Below are 22,588 nucleotides of genomic sequence, written 5' to 3'. Positions count from 1 at the left end.
GCATGAGATGGGTGTTTTGTGGTGATGATTTTGGCGGAATGCTTGTCGTGTTTGGCGTGGCAAGCAGATGTTTTAAATGTGAGCTAAATGGCGTAAAGGCTCATGCTTGCTATTTCAAATGCCATTAAATTCAGCTACAATAAGGCAGTTTTGTCATTTGCGACAAATATTTGGCATATTATAGTGGATTATCATGACCTTATCTTTACAAAAAATACAAGACATTGCCCCAGACCAAGCATCTTTGTCTTCTGCCAAAAAACTGCTATCAGCAAATAAATGGCAAGGTCAAGGATTTTGCCCAAGCACACACACCGCTTGGGGGGAATGCCAAGGTTCTGGCTCAAAGCCTTATTATGTTGTGGTGGACGTGGCGGACACAGGTTATAAATGCACTTGCCCATCTCGCAAATTCCCTTGTAAACACGCCCTAGCTTTGATGTGGCGATATGTGTCAGACAGCTCTGTATTTGTTGAAGCGACTGCCCCACAATGGGTGTCTGATTGGCTAGGCAGAAGACGAAAGACCAAAAAAGACACCCCAACCGACGGCCAAACTGACAATCAAGACAGCACGCCCAAAGCCAAAAAATCCATTGCTTTAACTGACATTGACACCGACACAACAGCCAAAGACAGCGACCCCAAAAAACAAGCTGCTGCCCAAAAACGCAGCCAAACCACCAAAGCCAATACGGACGCACAAATCAGTACAGGACTGCAAGAGTTTATCACATGGCTTGATGACCAAATCCATCTGGGGCTGGGTGCGTTTTTTGATAATATGCACGAGCGGTGTCGTCAAGGAGCTTCTCGGTTGGTGGATGCAAAAGCAAGTGGCTTGGCATCTATGGTGGATGAGTTGCCGGCGATTTTATTAAATACGCCCAAAGCCTATCGGATAAATCGTGTGCTTGGTGAGTTTGGGCGGTGGTATTTGTTGATAAAAGCATGGCAACAAAACCCTGATGACCCTGATGTTCGCCGTACCATCATCAAAGCCGAAGATAAAGATGTGCTGATAAATAGCCCTGACACCCTAAGCGTGATGGGCGTGTGGCAAGTGGTGGGCGAGCGTACTTATACACGCCGAGACGGTCTTGTCAGCCAAGAGACTTTTTTGGCAAAAATGACTGACAAAGATGGCGAGCAGACACCTTGTACTGCCATGTTGCAAGATTTTTATCACCCCACATCAGGCATCAGACATACTCCGCAGTTGGGTGTTTATATGACGGGCAAACTGATGTACTACCCAAGCGTTGTGCCTTACCGTGCATTTTTTGAGACAGTGCAGACCACTCATCAATCTAGCCAAATGTACTATGACCCCAATGTCAACATTCAGCCTGCCCAAGAATTTGATGTGCAAAACCTAAGTCATGCCAAAGCTGATGATGATTTATACACCGCTTATGCCAAACAGCGTGCCAAATTGCCTTGGGCGGGTGATATGCTTTATGTGCTTGGGGCAGGGCAAATTGGTCAAGACAAGGACAAGCGGTTTTGGTATGTTGGTCATGATGAGACGGTTTTATTAAAAAACAGCCAAATACCTGCCCTTATCCAAGGTGTTGATATCATATGTGCTTTTGTGTTGTGGGATGGCATGGCAGGCGAGCTGCTGAGTGTACAAAGTCAATGGGGGTTAATTTCATGCTAAATCTAGACAAACGCCTGATAGATGATGTTTATGCACGTTTGATGATAAGCAATGATGGCTTGATGGCGGACAATCTGCCCCAAGAGCTAAACACGATTGCATTATCTACGCCACACACCACACTGGCACAAATTGCATTGTTATCGCAGTTTGATGAGATGATGATAAATCAAGCACCAAACAGCCCACTGACACACACACCGCCTTTGCCAATATTAAATAAACCTGCGTTGCCTAGTCATTTACAGCGTTTGGCAAGGCAAGTTTTGGCACATAATCAGTTGGTTTATGTGGTGCGTACGCTGATGATGATTGATGAGCGTGGATACAGCGTGCCACCAACGGTGTGGCTGCCACCCAAATTCATGCTAAGTAAACTTGATGGTAACCAAAATTATCATGAGTATTTTGAAGGTGAATTGCCCAGCGATTATTTGTCGTGGTGTGCTTGGGTCGATGGCTATCATAATCAGGTTGTGCCTGATGATGAGATATTGACCGCTGATAATTGGGAGCAGTGGTATCCATCCAGCCGTCTGCGTTTATTAAAAGAGTTGCGGCGTACCAATCCCAAATTTGCCCTTGATTTGATTGCTCAGTTTGCCCCCAAAGAGCCTGCCGAAAAACGCCTTGATTTGGTGGCGGTGCTGGCGGTGGGGCTGTCTGATGATGATAAAGAGTTTTTGGAAAGTTTGTTAAAAGACCGCTCCCAAAAGGTCAAAGATGAAGCCAAACGCTTGCTGGCTCGGCTTGGCGTTTATGGTGAGCAAGATGGGCTTGCTGATGAATTATTTGATGAGTTAGAATTTGGGGCAAGTGGCATTGCTTTTAAAAGCACCAAAAACAACAAACAACGTGAAACTCGTTATGATAATTTACAAAAAGTTAATTTATTTGACCTTGCCAAAAAATTTAACTTATCTTTAAAGGAATTTTTCTTGGCATGGGATTTTCATCATCATACCAAACACCACATATATGGCTCTTATAATCAAGTGTTAAGCGAACGTGTGATTGGACTGCTTAGCGATGATGAGCTTGAAGACATTGCCGATGATTTGATAAAAATCGTATTGAAGGAAAATCATCTGTATTATTGGGGATTGGTGCGTGCCAGATTGCCACTGTCCATCAGGCAAGAATTTGCCCATAAAAATTTTTTAAAGGGTAAAAATTTTGCTTATTTGATTGGGATTAGTCCAGATACTTTTGATATGGGTTTTAAGGCGTTGCAAGTAACCACTTCTTATAAAAAATTGGCACACAACATCAAACAGTGGCAAGAAAAAGATGGTGGTTATATTAACACAGGCAGTCTTGGTGAGCAGATTTTGGCTTTGGGACTGATGGTTAATCAAAGCACCGCCAAAGATTGTCTAAATGCCCTATATGAGCTTGGGGTGGATAAAACTGACCCTGCATTACAAACGCTGACGTTAAATGCCTTATTAGAGCCGTTAAAAAGCCCCTAAAATGGGGCTAAGCTTAGTCTATGAGTGTCTCTTCGTTAGATTTCCAGTTGTACGCCCCATAAAGTATCATCTGCATTTGGCGAGTACAACGATGAAGCATGGCGAGCTTGGTGGCAGGCTCTGAACCTTGTGGCAAATAGGTCAAATCCAACCAATCAATAATCCAAGAGAAACTTAAATTTACCCCAATTTCTGCCAAAAGATAGCGGTCTTCATCGCTGACATGAGCAAAAGCAGGTTGTAGTGCCAAATCTTCGCTCATGACATTGGCAAAGGTCTTAATCTGTTCGCTGATGGCTTGGCGTACTGCTTCTGAACCTCCAAAACGCTCACTGGCGATAAACTGCCAATAGCGGGGCTGACTGTCTACCGCCTTAAAAAATAGCTGAACGCTTTTGGCGATTTGTCGCTCAAAGGTGCGTTTTTTACCAAACTGCATGTGCTCACGCAAAGTGGCAAGTGCATCGCCTAGCTCATCTTCTACCAAAGATTTGCCCAGCTCTTCCATGTCCACAAAATGACGATAAAATGCCGTAGGCACAACGCCCACTTCACGAGTTACTTGACGTAGGCTGATGGAGCTAAAAGACTGACCTGTCATACATAGGTCAAGCACGGCATGGTAAAAAGCTTGGCGAGTAAGCCGTTTTTTTTGCTCACGGCTAAGAGATTTGGTGTCTGTCATAAGTTGTTCCGACAAAAGGCAAAAAAGTTTCGCCATTATAGCACAGTTTGTGCCTGAAAAAAATGCGTCAATACCGCTTGGGCAGGGCTTGTGTGGCTTGCTTGACGAAGTGTGGCGGTGGTGTGAGCAAGCTGTTTTTGGGTGGTGGGCAAATCTGATAAAATATTTTTGGCATGATGAGCAACACTTTGGGCGGTGGCGTTTTGTTGGATTAACTCAGGCACGATGGGTTTGCCCGTTTGGTTATAAGATAGGATATTGGGCAAACTGACATAAGGGATTTTAACAAGGTGTTTGGCGATGGCATAGGTAAAAGCATTGACTTTATAGACCACCACCATTGGACGGTGAAGTAGTAGAGCTTCTAGTGTGGCAGTGCCTGATGCCAATAAAATCAGTTCACAGGCATTCATGGCGTGCTGACTGACTGACAGTCCATGTTGGTTGCTTCCGTGGATGATGTGGCATTTTTGGAGTAGGTGGGGTGCGTGCTGAGCTATCATGGCTTTGACCATGTTGGCATGGTCGGCACTTACCACAGGTAAGATAAACCCAAACTCACCATCTTGGTCTAAGATGGTCATGCTGTCAATCAGTAGCGGTAAAATCGCCTGTATTTCTGAGATGCGAGAGCCTGCCATCACGCAGATGGGGCGAGCATGGGCTGATGATGTATAAAAATGATTGAGATGAAACCGCTTTAAAAACTCACCAAAAATCTCATCATGCTTTCGCACATCTGCTGACAGTTTGTGTAATAAAGGGTGTCCTACGCACACCGCAGGGTGCTGATGACGGGCATAGACAGGCAATTCAAAGGGAAATAAGCACAGTACCAAATCGGTGGCTTTTTTAATGGTGTGAATGCGATTTTCTCGCCATGCCCACACGCTTGGGCTGACGTACTGCACGCAAAAGGGTGCGTGAGTGGTGTTTTTTAGGGCTTGACCGATACGCAGATTAAAATCAGGAGCATCAATGCCGACAAATAAGTCAATTTTATGTTGGCTAAAAACAGATAAAATTTCTTTTTTTGCAGATAATAGGTCGGGCAAATGCTTAATCACTTCACCAATGCCCATGACCGATAAGCGACCCATGTCTATGACAGATGACAAGCCCTGAGCGGTCATGGCGACACCGCCGACGCCCACCCAACGGATATTTGGGTGCAGGGCGTTCATTTTTTGCATAAAATCGCCCCCCAACACATCGCCTGATACTTCGCCTGCGATGATGCCGATGGTAAGTGGTGCGTTATTCATGATTAGCGTTCTAAATATTGGATTTTGCCTGCCACGCCGTCCCATTTTTCATGGTCAGGTAGGGCATCTTTTTTCTCAGTGATGTTTGCCCAAACCGCGGACAATTCTTCATTGATTTGGATAAACTCTTCTTGACCTGCGGGGATTTCATCTTCTGAAAAAATGGCATTGGCAGGGCATTCAGGCTCGCACAAAGCACAATCAATGCACTCATCAGGGTTGATGACCAAAAAATTAGGGCCTTCATAAAAACAGTCCACAGGGCAAACTTCTACGCAGTCGGTGTATTTACAAAGAATGCAGTTATCAGTAACAACAAATGACATAGGAAAACCTTTTAATATTTTGGCTAAAAATTGGCTAAATAATGAGCATACCAACCAAGTTGGCACAAGAGTGTATTTTAGCGGTTTTGCTAAATTTTCTCAAACCTAAGTACAGCATTTATGGTGCCAAAATTAAAAAAATTTCATAAAAATTGTAAGAAAATTGCCTGTGTGTGATAATGTTTATTATTCAAAAACATAATAAAAAACCATGTCGGATAACATGGTTTTGATGGCTTAAACTTTGCGGGCATCTTTGGCGATTTTGTAGCAGGTTTCAATATGGTCATCAGCGATTTTTTTAAAAATGATATAACCTAAGGTTCCTGCAACGATTTGACCGCCAAGTGGGACGTATTTGGCGATTTGTTTGCCAACAATACGAGTGCCAAAGCCTTTGACAGTTTGGTTTACCACGCCACGAGTGGCGACCAGTCCACTGATTGCCATGATGCGGTCAGTCAGATTTTGTTGGCGTTCAGTTTCTGATAGATTGCCATCTTCTAGACCAAAGCGGGCTGAGATTTCAGGCAACAGCTTAGAGAGCATGGCAACATCAATCGCCACATCCAAAAAAGGCACAGGAATGATGGCAACGCCTGCGGAGATTTTGGCACGAGATTTGACCATCTCTTTGCATTCTAGGCGAACTTGTTCAATGTTTAGGTTGGGGTCAGTGGTTTTTGCGGTAGGTTTTAAAATCATAAATCACTTCCTAGTTGGGTTAAGGATTAAATAAATAAAACGATATAGGGGATATTGTAAAGATTTTTTTATCAATGGGCAAGACGATTTTGTAAGTAGGTGTAAAACTTTGGCAAGTTAAAGATGGTTGGAGAAAGTAATGTAACATTTTGCAAATTAATCTGTGCTACAATACGCAAAAATCACATAAAAAGAGCATAATATGACAAACACGTTACAAGATGAAGATGTGCATACTCCCCAAAAATTTGCCAATTTAAACTTATCACACCTAACAAACACGCAAGTTCAAGGATTTCATCAAGCATTTAATGAGTTTAAACCCCAAACCTTAAAACTTACCCCAAGAGTGCCAAGCCTGCCTGTGCCTGATGAGATGGTGCAAGCTTACGGACAAACTTTGGCACGTTTGTTTGCGTGCCGTGGTGTGGCAGATATGTCCATGCTGGATATGTCAGTATCTTATTTGTTACCTGCATCGGATTTGTTGGGCATAGATAAAGCCAGTCATCTCATAGATAAAGCCATTGATGACAAAAAACGCATGCTTATCATTGGAGATTTTGACTGCGATGGGGCAACATCCACCACGCTGATGGTGCGTAGTCTTAGGGAGATGGGGGCGGACGTGGAATTTTTGGTGCCTGACCGCTTTAAATTTGGCTATGGCTTGACCCCAGAGATTGTCGCTTATGGGGTGGAGAAATTTCGCCCCCAGCTCATCATCACGGTAGATAATGGCATATCCAGTCATGATGGCGTGGCAAAGGCTCATGAACTTGGCGTGCAAGTCATCATCACCGACCATCATCTGACTACCAAACCAAGCCCCCCTGCTGATGCGGTGGTCAATCCTAATCAGCTTGATTGTGCGTTTGGTAGCAAATCGTTGGTGGGCGTGGGCGTAGCGTTTTATGTGATGGGGCGAGTGGCTAAAATTCGCCGAGCAGCAGGCAAATCCACCACCAGTGTGGCAAAATATCTGGATTTGGTGGCACTTGGTACGATAGCGGACGTGGGTCATCTTGACCAAAATAACCGCATTTTGGTAACACATGGACTGATGGCAATCCGCCAAGGTCAATGTTGCGTGGGGATTTTAGCGATTTTGGAGCAGGCAGGCAGGCAGTTTGATAAAATCGGTGCTGATGATTTTGGTTTTGCCATCGCACCTCGCATTAATGCTGCTGGACGTATGGACAATATGCGTACAGGTGTGGAGTGCTTGCTGACCGATGATTATCAAGAAGCTCATCGTTTGGCAACCGAGTTAAATCGCCTAAATCTGTCTCGGCGAGCGGTAGAAAATCAAATGCGAGATGAAGCAGGGCGTATCATTGAAGAGTTGCATTTGCATGATACCGATTTGCCCAAAGCCATCAGTTTGTATCAGGATAACTGGCATCAAGGGGTGATTGGTATTGTGGCAGGGCGTATCAAAGAGCAGCTTCATCGCCCCACTGTGGTGTTTGCCCCTGCTGACGCTGACAAGGTGGGTGATGATGATTTGATTAAAGGGTCAGCCCGCTCCATTGCTGGTGTGCATATTCGCGATGTCATAGAGTCGGTGGCGGTTGCCAACCCTAAGCTGATTTTGCATTTTGGCGGTCATGCGATGGCAGGGGGATTGACCATCAAAAAGAAAGATTTTGGTGCATTTAGCCAAGCCTTTACCAAAGTTGTACAAAGTTTTGGCGATGATGTGTTTGAAGAAGAGCGGTTTACTGATGGGGTGCTGTTGCCCCAAGATTTTAGCTTGGCATTTGCCAAAACGCTAAAAAATGTCAGCATTTGGGGTAATGGCTTTGCTCTGCCTGCTTTTGATGGCGTGTTTTATGTGCTAAATTTTCGCATTTTAAAGGACAAACATTTAAAACTGACTTTAAATGCAGATGGCGTGATGTATCCGATTGAAGCCATTTGGTTTAATTATGATGCCGATGCGTGGGACTACCGAGCCAGTCAAGTGCATTTGCTGTATACGCTAGAAATCAACGAATGGCAAGGCAATCAGCAACTACAACTGTTTGTCAAAGCGTTGGCGGTGTGTGCCATTGACTAAATTAATGATTTTTAAAATCAAAACGCAAAGGCGGTAAATTCCAGTTGTATTTAAGTGCCAGCATTCTTAGACTAAAAATAACCGCAAGCATGACAAGCTCTTGAAGGCTGTTATCAAATCCTGCTTTGCCCAAACCAAAATACACCACCGAACCGATGATGCTGGTGCTCAGATAAATTTCTTTTTGTAGCACCAAGGGGATTTGGTTGCAAATCATGTCTCGCATGATGCCACCAGCGATGCTGGTTAAAACTGCCATCAGTGTGGCGATGAGTGGGTGCATTTGGTAAGCAAGAGCAACTTTTAAGCCAATCACGCTAAATGCCGCCAGTCCAATGGCATCAAAAAAGCGAATGAGCCAATCTATTTTTTTGTTGATGGTTTGGTAGTGGTTGATGGCAAACTGGGTGATGATGGAGGTGATGGTGATGACATAGACATAGCTGAGCTCTGTCGTCCAAAATAGCGGATGCCTGTCCAAAAATACGTCTCTTATCGTGCCGCCACCAATGGCGTTTACCATGGATACAAGGATACAACCAAGAAAATCAAAGCGTGTCCGTAGTGCCAAAATTGTGGCAGCAATACTACACGCAATCACCCCAATGAAGTCAAATATGGTGATGATGTCCAAAGATGAAATCATGACACTCCTTTTATTTATTGGAATTGGCAAACAATCCTAGCCCTGTGATGATAATCACAATGCCAATGCTGCTCATCACAGATGGTAGGGGCGTGCCAAGCAATATCATACCCCCAATCAAAGCAAAGATAATCTCAGCAGCTTGGGTGGCGTCCACACCAGCGACCATGCTGGCACTTTTGGCCTGTCCCCGAGCATACAAAAACACACTTGTCCCTAACACACCTGCCAATAACGCCACCAAAAATGCCATGCTGATTTGTGAAATGCTCGGTGTTGGTGGGCGAACAAACAAGCCAACGACAATCCAAGCGGGCAATGACCCTGCCGATAATAGCCACACTTTATGAAAGGGGTTTTTTAATAACTCACCATCAATGTGTGGCAAACGCTTTAATAGTTGATTGCGTAAGCTGGTGGCTTGTGGACGAGTTGGCTGTACTGTTTGCCATAAAAGCTGATTGCCAATGGGAAAGCAAAACGCCGCCATCAAAGCAGGCAATGCCCCAAATAACACCAATCTGCCCAAATCCACATCTGTGCGTGATACGCCTTCACCCAAGTTTGCCAAAATAATGCCAAAAAAGATGATTAGGGCATAGACGATGGCTTGTGGGCGGAAGCGTTGTCCAAAAAATGCCAAGACAAATAAACTTGCCACCACGGTAAACAAAAAGGTGGAAGTGATGACCCACGCAGGAGCAAAATCCGCCCCAAAGGCAAGCCAGCCATAAGTACCAAGTCCAATACTGCCTGCCAAACTCCAAAATAAAAAGTGCTGATTAAATAGGCGAATTAGTTTTGTTAAAGGGCTGATTTTAAAGCCATTTTGTATCCAAATCATCACCGTACACAAAAGCCACATAAACAAACAACGTAGCGATGCCGACCAAAACCAATGTCCACCTTGTACGCTCATCAGTTCATATAGCACAAAAGATGTGCTAAAAAACGCCGACCCTATAAGTCCAAAGATGATAAGTTGCCACATGCTAAGTTCCTGATTATTTGCCCCGAGCATCCGCCCAGATGATTTTATGCAGCTGCAACCCAAAACGCACAGGCAAACCATCATCTAATATCCACTGAGCCAAATCAGTGGCAATGGTTGGTACGCCCATTTTGTCAGGGTCTATCTCAAACATGGGAGACAGCCAGATGACCCCACATTTTTTATCAAGTTGATGGGTTGTTATTTGAGTTTTAGCCCAATCGTAGTCATTGCGGTCGGCGATGACAATTTTGAGTTGGTCGTGAGTGGTTAAGTGGTTGATATTTTCCCACAGATTACGTTCACACTCGCCTGATGATGGGCTTTTTAAATCCATGACTTTTGAGATGGCAGGTGGAACATGAGCAACCGATAATGCTCCTGATGTTTCTAGTGAGGCGTCATAGCCATGTGCCAATAATAAACGCATCAATGCAATTACATTTGGCTGGGCAAGTGGCTCACCGCCAGTGATGCAGACACGTTTGCAGGGGTATTGGGCGATGTGGGCTAAAATGTCATCTAAACCATGACGCTCACCACCTGTGAAAGAATACACTGTATCACAATAAGTGCAACGCAATGGACAGCCTGTCAGGCGGATAAAAATGGTTGGCAAGCCCATGCTTAAAGCTTCGCCTTGCAAAGAATAAAAAATCTCTGTCAGACGTAATCCAGCAGCAGGGTCGGTGGTGGGAATTAGGGTATTGCGTAGTGGTGTGGTTGGCATGGTCAGTTTTGTCATAAAAAAACGGATAATTATAACAAATTTATGTCAATTGATAAATTTTTAAAATTTAATCAATCATCCTTTGTGAGGTTTGTCAAAATTGTGAGTGATTAAGTGGGAGTTTTTGTTGCAATTTGAATTATATGTTATATAATAACTCAATTTTAAAGATATGTTATAGTATACTAATTTTTGTTAATATTTTGTCTATATTGTTGGATTTGGGGTGTGATATGATTAAAAAACCATTGGTTTGTGCCATATGTAGTGTCTTTGCCATGTCTGCCATGGCACAGACAGAAGATGAACCAAATGTGGTGCTAGATGTCTTGGTGGCGACTTTGCAAGACACACAAAGCAATTCAGGTTTTGTCTTTAAAGATAGTAAAAAAGCCAGCGACACCACGGTGAGTAAAGCGAAATTAAAACATCGCTCGGCAACGCTCGGCAACGCTTTGTCCGATGAGCTTGGCGTGCACAGTAATCCTTTTGGGGGTGGTGCATCTGCCCCTGTGATTCGTGGTCAAGATGGCGTACGCGTCAAGATTTTACAAAATGGCACAGACGTGATTGATGTGTCATCCATGTCGCCTGACCATGTGGTTGCCGCAGATACCCTACTGGCAGAGCGAGTGGAGTTGGTGCGTGGTGCTCCCACTTTACTATATAGCACCGCTTCTATGGCAGGGGTGGTGAACGTGGTGGATGGTCGTATTCCATCAGCGATGCCAGCAGGTGGAGTATTGCAAAAAACTGATGGCGAAGCAATGTTGCGTTATAATACCAACAGTGACGAAAAACTGGTTACGGCAGGTATCAACTTTGGAGTGGGTGAAAATATTGCTGTTAGGGTAGAGGGTTTGAGTCGTCGTGCTAATGAATATGAAGTGCCACATTTTCAAGCGGATAAGGTCTTAGACTATTTGCCGGGTAGTGATAATAAATCAACTGTGGCAACTGTTGGGGTGTCTTATGTTGCTGATAAGGGCTTTGTTGGTGCATCTTATAGTCGCCGTGAAGACAAATATGGCATTCCAGGTCACATTCATTGTAATAGTAATCAAGAGCACTTTATTCGTTGGTACGGATCTGGGCGTTACTATATTCCCATTTATCCACATTTGATGACTGATGAGGACATCAACGACAATCCACATACTCATTGTCAGCACAATCATGATGAACCTAGCATTAACAATCCAACAGGTGTGCCTATCAATCATGAGCATGACAGTCCTTGGATTGATATGAAAACTGACCGTTATGATGTGCGTGGCGAGCTGAATTATCCCATCAAAGGTTTGGATAAAATTAAGTTAAGCTTGACTTACGCTGATTATTATCATGATGAAAAAGACCCTGGTAATGTTCAAGATCCCAATAATAAAAAATCCGCTGAGCGTGATACAACAGTAGATAAAGGCAGTGCCAGTTCTATCTTTACTAAAAAGGGCATCAATAGTCGTTTGGAGTTTTATCACACCCCAACCAGCCGTTTAAGAGGCGTCTTTGGTGTGCAATATCAAACTCAAAAATCTAGTGCAGGTGAAGTATTGTTGCCAAGTCATTTTGAATCTGGGGCAGCCTATGACAAGGCATTACATGACAATATCAATCAGTACAGACCTTATTTATTGGTACCAAACACAAACAAAAGCTTGAGCTTTTTTGGGTTAGAACAAGCGAAATTTGGTAATATTACCTTAGAGGCAGCCGCACGTTATGAAAAACAAAAAACCCCCATTGAGTATAGTGATTATCTGTTGCAACACGCTTTAAATCACTTTAAGGATCCAGCTAGACCAAGTCTGTATGTGCCACAGCATCCAGATTTAAGCCCATACAAGCAAAATGCTTTTTCTTATGCCACCACGGTACTGTGGGATATGACAAATAAACATCGTTTATCACTGAGCTATTCGCATAATGAACGCATTCCATCACCAATGGAGTTGTATTATCAAGGGAGACATTTAGCGACCAGTTCATTTGAGCATGGTAATAAAAATCTAACCAAAGAAAAATCTAATAACTACGAGATTGGCATTGCTCATACAGGTAATAAATTTGATTATAAGGCAAGCGGTTATTATAGCGACTTTGACAACTATATTTTTAATGAAAATATAGAAAAAGAAGGCAATTTATATCTACGCCGTTATAATCAAACTACTGCTAAGATTTACGGTTTGGAGGGTGAACTAACTTATCATCTTAATCCTAATCATAGCTTTACGTTATTTGGTGATATGGTGCGTGGCAAAATTGGTGCTTTAAAACCCGTGATTGGTAAAAACTTTTATGATAAAGACCCTATTTTAGATGAAGATAGCATTGATGGTGAATGTTTGCTAAGAGGTGGTGATTTAAGTAAGTGTGTCAGCTTTTTAAATCAACCAGTCGCCCCACCAACTGTGGCATTAGACCCAAGTTGTAGTAAAGAAGACATCAAAGATGCTCCTGATATTTGTGTTTTGGTGTATCCGGCTAAATTAAGTACAGATATGTTGGAGCGTCCCGCTACAAATGCACCACGTATTCCGCCGAGTCGTTTAGGATTTCGTTGGCAGGGTTATCTAAATGATAAATGGTCAGCCAATTTAGAGTTTAGCCATATCTTTTCTCAAAAACGTGTCTTTACTTCTACCATTGCCATCAAGCCAGAGCTACGTACACCGGCTGGTTGTCAGCGAGATGATGATGAATGTGAAATCAAAGATTATGTCAATCCAGACAATCCGCTTGCCATGCAGCCACGCTTAGTGGTAGAAAATAAAACGGCAGGCTATAATTTGCTCAATGTGGGTGTGGATTATGACAATATGTGGAAAAATGTGGATTATACTTTATCACTTAGAGCCAATAACCTGCTCAATGAAAAAATTTATATTCACAACTCATTTTTGCCTTATGTGCCACAAATGGGGCGTAATGTAACGCTTGGTTTGACAGTCAAGTTTTAAAATAAAACCCAGTCATTGACTGGGTTTTTTATTACCAACGAATGGGGCTGACATGCGGGTCGGCAACTTTTAAGTTTTCATAAGTGCCTTTGACAAAAATGTCAGTATTAACGGTATTGATGTTGGTATGACCACAAAACGCCATGGTGATGTCGCATTCTTTGTAGATGATTTCTAAGGCACGGCGTACGCCATCTTCGCCATACGCTCCTAGCCCATACAAAAATGAACGCCCAATCATCGTGCCTTTTGCCCCTAGGGCGATGGCTTTTAATACGTCTTGACCTGAGCGAATGCCACTATCTAGCCAGATTTCACAATTTGAGTTTTCGGCTTGTACTGCCTGCACGCAGTCGGATAGGGCGGCGATTGAGCTTGGTGCGCCATCTAGCTGGCGACCGCCGTGGTTTGAAATCACCATCGCATCTGCCCCGCTTTTGGCGGCCAAAATGGCATCTTCTGGCTCCATGATGCCTTTGATGATGAGTTTACCGCCCCACAGCTCTTTGATGCGTGCCACATCGTCCCAGTTTAGGCTGGGGTCAAACTGCTCAGCCGTCCAAGATGACAGACTGGACAAATCGCCCACACCTTCGGCATGACCCACGATATTACGAAAGGTATGGCGTTTTGTGCCAAGCATATTAAAGCACCATTCAGGCTTGGTCATTAGGTTGATGATGTTGGCAAGTGTGGGCTTGGGTGGTGCTGACAAACCGTTTTTGATGTCTTTGTGGCGTTGTCCAAGCACCTGTAAGTCAGCGGTCAAAATCAGTGCTGAACATTTGGCGTCTTTGGCACGGCGAATTAGGTTTTCCATGAATTTTTTGTCTTTCATGACATAGAGCTGAAACCAAAAAGGTTTGGTGGTGTTTTCAGCCACATCTTCAATGGAGCAAATACTCATGGTAGACAGCGAAAAAGGAATGCCAAATTTTTCGGCAGCACGAGCGGCGTGAATCTCGCCATCTGCCCACATCATGCCCGTAAAACCCGTAGGAGCAATCGCCACTGGCATATGTACGTCTTGCCCTATCATCTGAGTGGCAAGCGAGCGACCTTCCATATCTACCAGCACACGCTGACGCAGTTTGATGCGGTCAAAGTCGGTTTCGTTGTTGCGGTAGGTGGTTTGTGTCCAAGAGCCTGAGTCCACATAATCATAAAACATACGGGGGACTTTACGCTGGGCAACTCGGCGTAAATCTTCAATTTCGGTCATTTTGCTTAAATCGGTCATGAGTGCACCTTATTTTCGGATAAATGTAAATATTCTACAATACTTTTGAAGTTTGTTGAATATTGCTCTATGATGACATTTGTCAAGTCTGTGTAAATTATGTTCGTTATTTGCTAAAAAAGGATTTGCACACATTGAACAAATCCTTTTTAACGTGGCGGTCAATCAAAATTAGGCGTTTTTGCCCTTGCCCAACATACTAAGTCCACCAAAAACCACAACAGGCCAAATAATCGCTGCTATCCACCATGTGGGATTAAAGGTGAATGCCATACCAATCAAACCTGCTTGTACGCAGTAATAAGTCATGGCGATGAGTGTTTTGCGAATGATTAAGCCTTCTTTGTTAATCATACCAACCACCGCACAAGCGGCAACGACGTTGTGTACACTAATCATGTTACCTGCTGCACCCCCAACGGCTTGTAGGGAGACCACTTTGGACGCACCAACAGCATCAAGCCCAATTTGAGCGGCAGTGCTCCATTGAAAGTGTGCAAACATCATGTTGGAGACGGTGTTAGAGCCTGCGATAAATGCACCCAACGCCCCAATCCAAGGCGACACCAGTGGCCATGCCCCTGCAAAGACACTTGCTGCACCAGCTGCCAAGACTTTTGGCATGGCAAGGATTGGCTCGGCAACATCAGCAGGCGTGCCAGAGTTGATGAACACCTGTACCATTGGTATGGAAAATAGCAACGCAGGAGCGGCCGCCAGCATGGTAATCCCTGAGTCTTTCCAGCTTTTTTTAATGGCATCGCCTTTCATGCCAAACAAAAAGATACAAATGATGGACACCAAAAGCAAAGTTGCCGCAGGTGAGTAAAGCAGTTGAGTTTTGTTGGTAATGGAAGTGTCTAAGATGTTGCTGAACGTGATGACCAGATTGTTATTTAGCCAGTCTTTTAAAGGTTTAATCGTCCGAGTGGCAATCAAAATGCCAATCACCAACAAATAAGGCGAAAACGCTTTTAACACGCCAAATTTGGCTTTTTCATTGACATCAATGTTGGCAGGAGCAAGCGAGCCTTTCCACTCTTCTTCCCAGTTATCACGATGCTCAAAATCAAAAGTTGTTTTGGGGGTTAAAAAGCCCATTTTGGCAGCAGGCACCACAATCGCCAAACCAATCATCGCACCCACCAAAGATGGCAGTTCAGGACCAACAAATTTGGCAGTCAAATAATAGGGTATGGTAAAGGCAAGTCCTGCAAAAATGGCAAAGGGTAGGGCTTCAAAGCCTTGACGGAACGAGCGTTTTGCTCCAAAAAATCTGGTTAAAAAACAGCAAATTAGTAGCGGAATCAAAAAGCCCACGATGGAGTGTACAAAGGCAACATTTGCTCCGATTTGGTTAATGTATTGGCTAAATTCAATGCCTTGGTTGGCAATCGCCCCTGCAACGTCTTCTTTATTTTCAAGCCCTGATTGCACACCAATAAGAATGGGTGTGCCAACCGCCCCATAGGAGACAGGTGTGGATTGAATCATCAAAATCGCCATCACACACGCCATCGCAGGAAAGCCAAGAGCTAGCAGTAGCGGTGCACCAACCGCTGATGGCGTGCCCCAGCCTGTTGAGCCTTCAATCAGCGAGCCAAACAGCCACGCTACGATGATGACTTGTACACGGCGGTCAGGCGAGATGCCCATAAAGCCCTGACGAATGGCGACAATTGCCCCGCTTTCTTTTAGGGTATTTAATAGCAATACTGCCGTAAAGACGATGAACAGAACGTTGATGGCGGTTAATACGCCATGAATGGTGGCGGCTGCCACCTGATTGCCAGCAGTCTGCCAGACAAACAGCGATAATAAGGCGGTTGCCACATACGCCACAGGCATGGCAACTTTGGCGGGCAGTCGCATGACCACCAGTAATAAAAACACAATCAAAATTGGCAACAGTGCCAAAAAGGTAAGCATAAACACTCCTTGTTTGCCATCAGGCAAATAAACGTGATGAAATGTATGTTTATCAGTCTCAAATGATGTGAATGTATCAGATGAGTTTCAAAGGCGAGATTTTACTGTTTTATTTACTAAAAATAAATAGAGTATTGTAAAATTTTGCAACAATTAAAACTAAATTAAACCAAAAATAGCTAAAAAATTTTTATAAAATTATGATATTTTTCAAATAGATATTTAATTTTAATAATGATTTATTTTATTATTTGATAATTATTATTTTTATTATTTAGGTCATATTATCGGTCATGACAGGTAGCGCCATCAAATCCATCACCCCAAAAGGATAGCAGAGCAAGGCTGTTGGCGTAACCAAAATCGGTATCATCAGCCCAAGCGTATCTATCAGCACATCATCAGCATCGCTTAGCTCCAAAGCTGCAACATTAAGACCGATACGCTGACAAAGTGTCATGACGTCATCGCATAAATGACAGCCATCTGTGCCAATAAGATAGTACTGGTTTGCCTTTTGCTGATGAAAATGGGCAAGCAAGGTGTGCAAAAAATCCTGATACTCATGACCAGATAGGACATTTAGAGCAAAACGGTTGGTTGATAATTGTTGTAAGTATTTGATAAATTTGCTATTATCCATGATGATGACCATAAAAAGATACACAAAAGTGTGCAAATGTTATTTTTGGTTCGGTAAAGGTTGAGATTGACCCATAAAGATGTATAATACATGGTATTGTCTAATTTTTATTGGTGTGAATGTGGGTCAAAACTTATTGTGCTTAATTAAATGCCACAACAAACAATCAGATTAAAATCACACATTATAATTCATTTATGAGTAAAAAAGTGGCAAAAGCCAAAAAAAATCAACAGGCACAATCTGCCCCAACTGCCACCTTAGCAACTAAAAAAACACCTTGGTGGTGGCGATATGTGCTTGCACCAGTGCTGGTGTTGGTGCTAAGTTTTCATTTGCTGATTGCTTTGTTGTTGGGAGTGTGGCGTTATGTGCCTGTAACCAATTCCATGTTTATGACCTTGCACCGCTTGGAAGGCAAAGAAGTTCGCCAAACATGGGTGGATTATGATAAAATCGCCAAAAGCACTAAGCAAGCCGCCATCGTCAGTGAAGATGCCAAATTTGTCAGTCATCAAGGGTTTGATTTTGATGGCATGGAGCGAGCCATTAAAGCCAACGAAAAAGCAGGTGCGGTGTCTATGGGTGGCTCTACCATCAGCCAACAGCTGGTTAAAAATCTGTTTTTGACATCACACCGTTCTTATGTTCGTAAGGCAGAAGAAGCCATTATTACGGTCATGATGGAAACGATGTGGTCAAAAAAACGTATTTTGGAAGTGTATTTAAATGTGGTGGAGTTTGGCGAAGGCATTTATGGCATTGAATCGGCATCATGGCATTATTATGGTAAGCCTGCCAAATCATTAAGCCGTGCCGAATCCGCTTTGTTGATTGGTAGTTTGCCACGCCCAAAATACTACCAAAAAAACCGCCAAAACCAACGTTTGCGTAACAAACAACGCATTATTTTGGCTCGTATGGACAGTGCAGCATTACCAAAAGAATAGGCTTGTCAGATGGGATTGACCGATGAAATTTCAAAAAACTGCCCTAAGTTTAAGTCTTTATCAGGCATTGCAATATGATACACAAGATACACAGGAAACCACGATGAACACAACCACCCAAGACCACCTAAACGATGATTATCAGGCCGTCCAAAGCGTACTAGGGCAAATGCCTGCCCCTGTGGGTTTGCATGAACTGTCTTGTGTGATGGACGAACAAGGCAGCTTTACACCAAAGTGCTATATCAATCGTGATATGTCCACACTGCGTTTTCAGCTCAGAGTGCTGGCACAGGCAACCAACCCACGCTATCCGTTATTGGAGCGTATGTTCTTTTTGACAATTTTTTCGTCAAATATGGACGAATTTTTTGAGATTCGTGTGGCAGGTCTTATCCAAAAGATGAAACAAGGCGATAAAACCAGCAGTTTAGATGGTCGCAAACCTTCTGAGTTATTAGATGAGATTAGTCAAGTGGCACACCGTGCGGTCAAAGAGCAGTATCGCATTTTAAATGAAGACATTTTGCCGCAGCTTGCCAAATCAGACATTCGCTATCTAAAACGCCATGAGCTGACAGATGCCCAAAAAGCATGGATGCAAGAGTACTTTTTTAATCAAGTGTTGCCTGTTTTGACGCCCATCAGTATTGACCCTGCTCACCCATTTCCAAGACTGGTCAATAAATCACTCAACTTTATCGTTAGCTTAGAAGGCAAAGATGCTTTTGGGCGAGATTTAAGTTTGGCGGTCGTGCCTGCACCTCGCTCATTGCCCCGTGTGATACGCCTGCCTGATGAGCTGACGGGTGGTAAAGAACACCACATCATGTTGTCGGCGGTGATTCATGAACACGTTGGCGAGCTGTTTTTGGGCATGAAAGTAACTGGCTGTCATCAGTTTAGGCTGACCCGTAATGCTGACCTTGATTTGTCAGATGATGTGGATGACATTGCCAAAGCCTTAGAAGGGGAGCTAGATAACCGCCGTTTTGGACACAAGGTTCGCCTAGAAGTAACCACCAATTGTCCAAAAGAGCTGTATGAGCTGTTATTAAAAGAGTTTGAGCTTGACGAAAGTCAGCTTTACCGTGTCAATGGACCTGTCAATCTTACTCGTATGTTGGTGAGTTTTGATAAGCCTGAACTAAAATTTACCCCCTTTAATCACGCCATGCCTGATGCCTTTTTGGGCATGGAAAATGCCAAAACCGCAGGTAAACGCTCAAAGTTTGACATCATCAAAAACCAAGATGTGCTGGTTCACCATCCTTATCATCGTTTTGACCCTGTGGTTAATCTTTTGTGGCAAGCAGGCTCTGACCCTAATGTATTGGCGATTAAGCAAACCATTTACCGCTCTGGTACCAACTCTGAGATTGTGCAGGCTTTGTGTCAAGCAGCCAAAAACGGCAAGGAAGTTACCGCGGTCATTGAGCTTCGTGCCAGATTTGATGAAGCAAGCAACATCGCCGTGGCAAATATGCTCACAGATGCAGGGGCGGTGGTGGTTTATGGGGTGGTTGGTTACAAAACACATGCCAAACTCATGCTCATCGTCCGCCGTGAAGGTGATAAAATCCGCCGTTATGCTCATCTAGGCACAGGCAACTATCACGCTGGTAATGCCAAGGCTTATACAGATTATGGGCTGTTTACTGCTGATGAAAAAATCTGTGAAGATGTGCATGGTGTGTTTACTCAGCTAACAGGCATGGGTAGACCTGTGCCATCTCATGAGATACTGCACGCCCCATTTACGCTACATGATGGGCTGATTCGTATGATTGATGGTGAGATTAATCATGTCAAAAATGGCAAACAAGGACGCATTATCCTAAAATGCAACGCCATCACCGAGCGTGCCATCATTAATAAACTTTATGAAGCCAGTCGTGCAGGCGTGCAGATTGATTTGATTATCCGCTCCATTTGCTGTTTGCGCCCACAGGTAAAAGACCTGTCAGAAAACATTCGTGTGCGTTCTATCGTGGGGCGGTTTTTGGAGCACACACGGGTGTATTATTTTTATAATGATGGCGATGAAAAGCTTTATTGTTCTAGCGCAGATTTGATGGACAGAAACCTTTTGCATCGTGTGGAAGTGGCATTTCCGATTTTGGATAAAAAGATTTTTAGACAGATTTATGAAGATGGGCTTATCAGCTATCTAAACGACAATGTGCAGGCGTGGGAGCTTGATGGGCGTGGTGAGTGGAATCAGGTGCAGCACGTTGATGATGTCCATGATGCACAAGCAATGCTACTGGATAAAATCTGTCATTAATGGGGGTGCTTACGCTGTTTTTAACTTTTTATAAAACGGTTTTAACTTGATGATTTCTGGCTAAATACTTATTTTGGATAAATCATGCCCCACAATCCTTGCCCTTGTAATCCCCAGATGCCTTATGCAGATTGCTGTCAGCCTTATCACACCAACCATGTTTATCCGCCCACTGCCAAAGCGTTGATGCAATCAAGATTTTCGGCATTTTGTCTAAAAAATGTGGATTATATCATCAAAACCACCGTCCCAAGTCAGCAGGATTTGCTTGATAAATCTGCCTTGCAATCATGGGCAAACAGCACAAACTGGACACGCCTAAGTGTCATCAGCCATCACAAAATCGGCAAAAGCCACGCCCAAGTGCATTTTAAAGCGTATTTTGATGATGGACAGGGTGAAAGCGTTCATGATGAGCTGTCAGCGTTTGTTAAAATCGCTGATGTTTGGTATTTTCTTGACCCAACTGTACCCATCAGACTGACCAACAAACAACCATGTCTGTGCGGTAGTGGCGATAAATTTAAAGCGTGTTGTGGGCGGTTTTTATAAAAAGGTGTATAATAGCCAGCTTTTGGTTAATGATTTATATGAAATACATCATCAAGCTCCACCCTGAAATCATGATGAAAAGCGACACCGTGCGTAAGCGTTTTACCAAGGTTTTGGCAGGGAATTTGCGTCATGTCTTAAAACCCATAGACGAAACCGTTGCTGTGGTACATCATTGGGATTATGTTGAAGTTCGTCATAAAGACGTCAGCAGGCAGCCTGATTTATTACAAAAAATGCAATGTATCTCAGGCATTCACCACATTTTACAAGTGGAAGAGTCTGTTTTTGTGGATTTGCATGATATTTTTGTGCAAGTTTTGCCAAAAGTCAAAGACAGCATAAAAGACAAAAGTTTTTGTGTGCGTGTCAAACGCCGTGGCACACACCCATTTAATTCCATGCAAATCGCTCAATATGTCGGTGGTGGACTCAATCAAGCCGTAGAGTCTGCCAAAGTACAACTAAAAAATCCTGATGTTACTGTTAAAATTGAGATTGAGCGTGATAAACTGCTTTTTATCAAAGCACGCTTTGATGGTATGGGCGGGTTTCCCATGAGTACCCAAGAAGACGTGCTGTCGCTCATCTCTGGTGGTTTTGATTCGGGTGTGGCAAGCTATGAGTTTATCAGGCGTGGCAGTCGTGTGCATTATTTGTTTTTTAATATGGGCGGTCGCACGCATGAGATTGGCACAAAGCAGTTGGCTTATACTTTATGGGAGCGATACAGCAGTTCACACAAAGTGCGTTTTACAACGGTAGATTTTGAGCCCGTGGTGGCTGAGATTTTGACCAAGATTGATGATGGTCAAATGGGCGTGGTGCTAAAACGTATGATGATGCGTGTGGCAAGCCAAATCGCTCATAAAAATCGCATTGGGGCAATCATCACAGGTGAAGCACTCGGGCAGGTGGCAAGCCAAACTTTGACCAATCTTGCCATGATAGATAAAGCAAGCGATGTGCTGGTGTTACGTCCACTCATCACCAAAGACAAAGCAGAGATAATCAGCACCGCCGAAAAAATTGGTACAGCAGACATTGCCAAATCCATGCCTGAGTTTTGTGGGGTGATTTCAAAATCGCCGACGGTAAAAGCACTAGAACATCAGCTCATTGCCACTGAAAGCAAATTTGATTTTGCGGTGTTACAGCACGCCATTGATACGGCGATGACGATGGACATTCGCCAAATCCCCAGTCAGACCACGCAAACGCCAGATGTACAGATGGTGAGCGTTGTGGGTGAACATGATGTTGTGATTGACATTCGTACGCTTGATGAGCGTGATGATGAACCATTATCCATGCCAAGCATTCACATTCCTTTTTATAAATTAGCCACAGAATTTGACAAATTGGATAAAACCAAAAATTACCTGTTGTACTGCAAAAAAGGCGTGATGAGTGGACTTCAAGCGGTGTATTTACAAGATAAAGGCTTTGATAACATTAAAGTATTAATGCTTTAAGCAC

Annotated in this window: 18 protein-coding genes; 8 read left to right on the top strand and 10 right to left on the bottom strand. The window is 43.5% G+C overall.

The genetic code is table 11. The features are described from left to right. The first annotated feature begins 193 nt into the window (after positions 1-193). Together CEW93_RS02260 and CEW93_RS02255 are read left to right on the top strand one after the other, a co-directional pair. Positions 194-1,663 (top strand): SWIM zinc finger domain-containing protein, encoded by a 1,470-nt coding sequence (locus CEW93_RS02260; RefSeq protein WP_089539783.1) that lies wholly within the window; start codon positions 194-196, stop codon positions 1,661-1,663. Beyond that, positions 1,657-3,135, top strand: a complete 1,479-nt coding sequence (locus tag CEW93_RS02255) for a DUF5691 domain-containing protein (protein ID WP_089539785.1) — start codon at positions 1,657-1,659, stop codon at positions 3,133-3,135. The genes CEW93_RS02260 and CEW93_RS02255 overlap by 7 nt, the downstream gene beginning before the upstream one ends. A 13-nt stretch (positions 3,136-3,148) precedes the next feature. Here the strand turns inward: CEW93_RS02255 and CEW93_RS02250 are convergent, their stop codons facing one another. From CEW93_RS02250 to CEW93_RS02235, 4 genes are all read right to left on the bottom strand, one after another. Beyond that, positions 3,149-3,820 carry a TetR family transcriptional regulator gene (locus CEW93_RS02250; RefSeq protein WP_089539787.1) on the bottom strand — a complete coding sequence of 224 codons (672 nt, stop codon included), beginning with the start codon at positions 3,818-3,820 and terminating at the stop codon, positions 3,149-3,151. A 35-nt stretch (positions 3,821-3,855) separates the two neighbouring features. Next, positions 3,856-5,085, bottom strand: coding sequence for a lipid-A-disaccharide synthase (gene lpxB, locus CEW93_RS02245; protein WP_255503911.1), 1,230 nt, complete (start codon positions 5,083-5,085; stop codon positions 3,856-3,858). Between the two features lie 2 nt (positions 5,086-5,087). Further along, the gene (gene fdxA, locus CEW93_RS02240; protein ID WP_089539789.1) at positions 5,088-5,411 is read right to left on the bottom strand and encodes a ferredoxin FdxA; all 324 of its coding nucleotides are present in this window, start codon (positions 5,409-5,411) and stop codon (positions 5,088-5,090) included. A 237-nt stretch (positions 5,412-5,648) separates the two neighbouring features. Next, positions 5,649-6,116 carry a hypothetical protein gene (locus tag CEW93_RS02235; RefSeq protein WP_089539791.1) on the bottom strand — a complete coding sequence of 156 codons (468 nt, stop codon included), beginning with the start codon at positions 6,114-6,116 and terminating at the stop codon, positions 5,649-5,651. Between the two features lie 376 nt (positions 6,117-6,492). Here CEW93_RS02235 and recJ point away from each other — a divergent pair, with 376 nt between their 5' ends. Next, positions 6,493-8,178 carry a single-stranded-DNA-specific exonuclease RecJ gene (gene recJ, locus CEW93_RS02230; protein WP_089539831.1) on the top strand — a complete coding sequence of 562 codons (1,686 nt, stop codon included), beginning with the start codon at positions 6,493-6,495 and terminating at the stop codon, positions 8,176-8,178. A 1-nt stretch (position 8,179) separates the two neighbouring features. Here the strand turns inward: recJ and CEW93_RS02225 are convergent, their stop codons facing one another. From CEW93_RS02225 to queE, 3 genes are read right to left on the bottom strand one after another with little or no spacing between them, the layout of a single operon-like run. After that, positions 8,180-8,824, bottom strand: a complete 645-nt coding sequence (locus CEW93_RS02225) for a trimeric intracellular cation channel family protein (RefSeq protein WP_089539793.1) — start codon at positions 8,822-8,824, stop codon at positions 8,180-8,182. Between the two features lie 10 nt (positions 8,825-8,834). After that, complete coding sequence (locus CEW93_RS02220; protein ID WP_089539795.1) at positions 8,835-9,815, bottom strand: multidrug resistance efflux transporter family protein; 981 nt, start codon at positions 9,813-9,815, stop codon at positions 8,835-8,837. A 13-nt stretch (positions 9,816-9,828) separates the two neighbouring features. Beyond that, positions 9,829-10,545, bottom strand: a complete 717-nt coding sequence (queE, locus tag CEW93_RS02215) for a 7-carboxy-7-deazaguanine synthase QueE (RefSeq protein ID WP_089539833.1) — start codon at positions 10,543-10,545, stop codon at positions 9,829-9,831. A 233-nt stretch (positions 10,546-10,778) separates the two neighbouring features. Between queE and CEW93_RS02210 the strand changes: the two genes are divergently transcribed. Further along, positions 10,779-13,508, top strand: coding sequence for a TonB-dependent receptor (locus tag CEW93_RS02210; RefSeq protein ID WP_089539797.1), 2,730 nt, complete (start codon positions 10,779-10,781; stop codon positions 13,506-13,508). Positions 13,509-13,539: 31 nt separating this feature from the next. On the opposite strand, the gene CEW93_RS02205 is transcribed toward CEW93_RS02210, so the two are convergent. The 3 genes from CEW93_RS02205 to CEW93_RS02195 all read right to left on the bottom strand — a co-directional run bounded on the left by CEW93_RS02205 (position 13,540) and on the right by CEW93_RS02195 (position 17,320). Continuing rightward, a complete protein-coding gene (locus tag CEW93_RS02205) occupies positions 13,540-14,748 on the bottom strand; it encodes an alpha-hydroxy acid oxidase (protein ID WP_089539798.1) in 1,209 nt (402 codons plus the stop codon). A gap of 171 nt (positions 14,749-14,919) precedes the next feature. Further along, entirely contained in the window at positions 14,920-16,677 is a 1,758-nt protein-coding gene (locus tag CEW93_RS02200; protein ID WP_089539800.1) for an L-lactate permease, read from the bottom strand. 274 nt (positions 16,678-16,951) lie between these two features. Further along, positions 16,952-17,320: a hypothetical protein gene (locus CEW93_RS02195; RefSeq protein ID WP_143822776.1), complete on the bottom strand. Its 369-nt coding sequence runs from the start codon at positions 17,318-17,320 to the stop codon at positions 16,952-16,954. A gap of 197 nt (positions 17,321-17,517) precedes the next feature. Between CEW93_RS02195 and mtgA the strand changes: the two genes are divergently transcribed. The 4 genes from mtgA to thiI all read left to right on the top strand — a co-directional run bounded on the left by mtgA (position 17,518) and on the right by thiI (position 22,584). Continuing rightward, positions 17,518-18,270, top strand: coding sequence for a monofunctional biosynthetic peptidoglycan transglycosylase (gene mtgA / locus CEW93_RS02190; RefSeq protein WP_089539804.1), 753 nt, complete (start codon positions 17,518-17,520; stop codon positions 18,268-18,270). 208 nt (positions 18,271-18,478) lie between these two features. Continuing rightward, positions 18,479-20,557: a polyphosphate kinase 1 gene (gene ppk1, locus CEW93_RS02185; RefSeq protein WP_370511929.1), complete on the top strand. Its 2,079-nt coding sequence runs from the start codon at positions 18,479-18,481 to the stop codon at positions 20,555-20,557. Positions 20,558-20,641: 84 nt separating this feature from the next. Next, positions 20,642-21,109: a YchJ family protein gene (locus tag CEW93_RS02180; protein ID WP_089539806.1), complete on the top strand. Its 468-nt coding sequence runs from the start codon at positions 20,642-20,644 to the stop codon at positions 21,107-21,109. 38 nt (positions 21,110-21,147) lie between these two features. Then, complete coding sequence (gene thiI / locus CEW93_RS02175; RefSeq protein WP_089539808.1) at positions 21,148-22,584, top strand: tRNA uracil 4-sulfurtransferase ThiI; 1,437 nt, start codon at positions 21,148-21,150, stop codon at positions 22,582-22,584. The last annotated feature ends 4 nt before the right edge of the window (positions 22,585-22,588 follow it).

This window comes from Moraxella sp. VT-16-12 (assembly GCF_002224245.2).
Classification (GTDB): Bacteria; Pseudomonadota; Gammaproteobacteria; order Pseudomonadales; family Moraxellaceae; genus Moraxella.
This window is presented reverse-complemented; position numbering and strand designations above follow the sequence as displayed.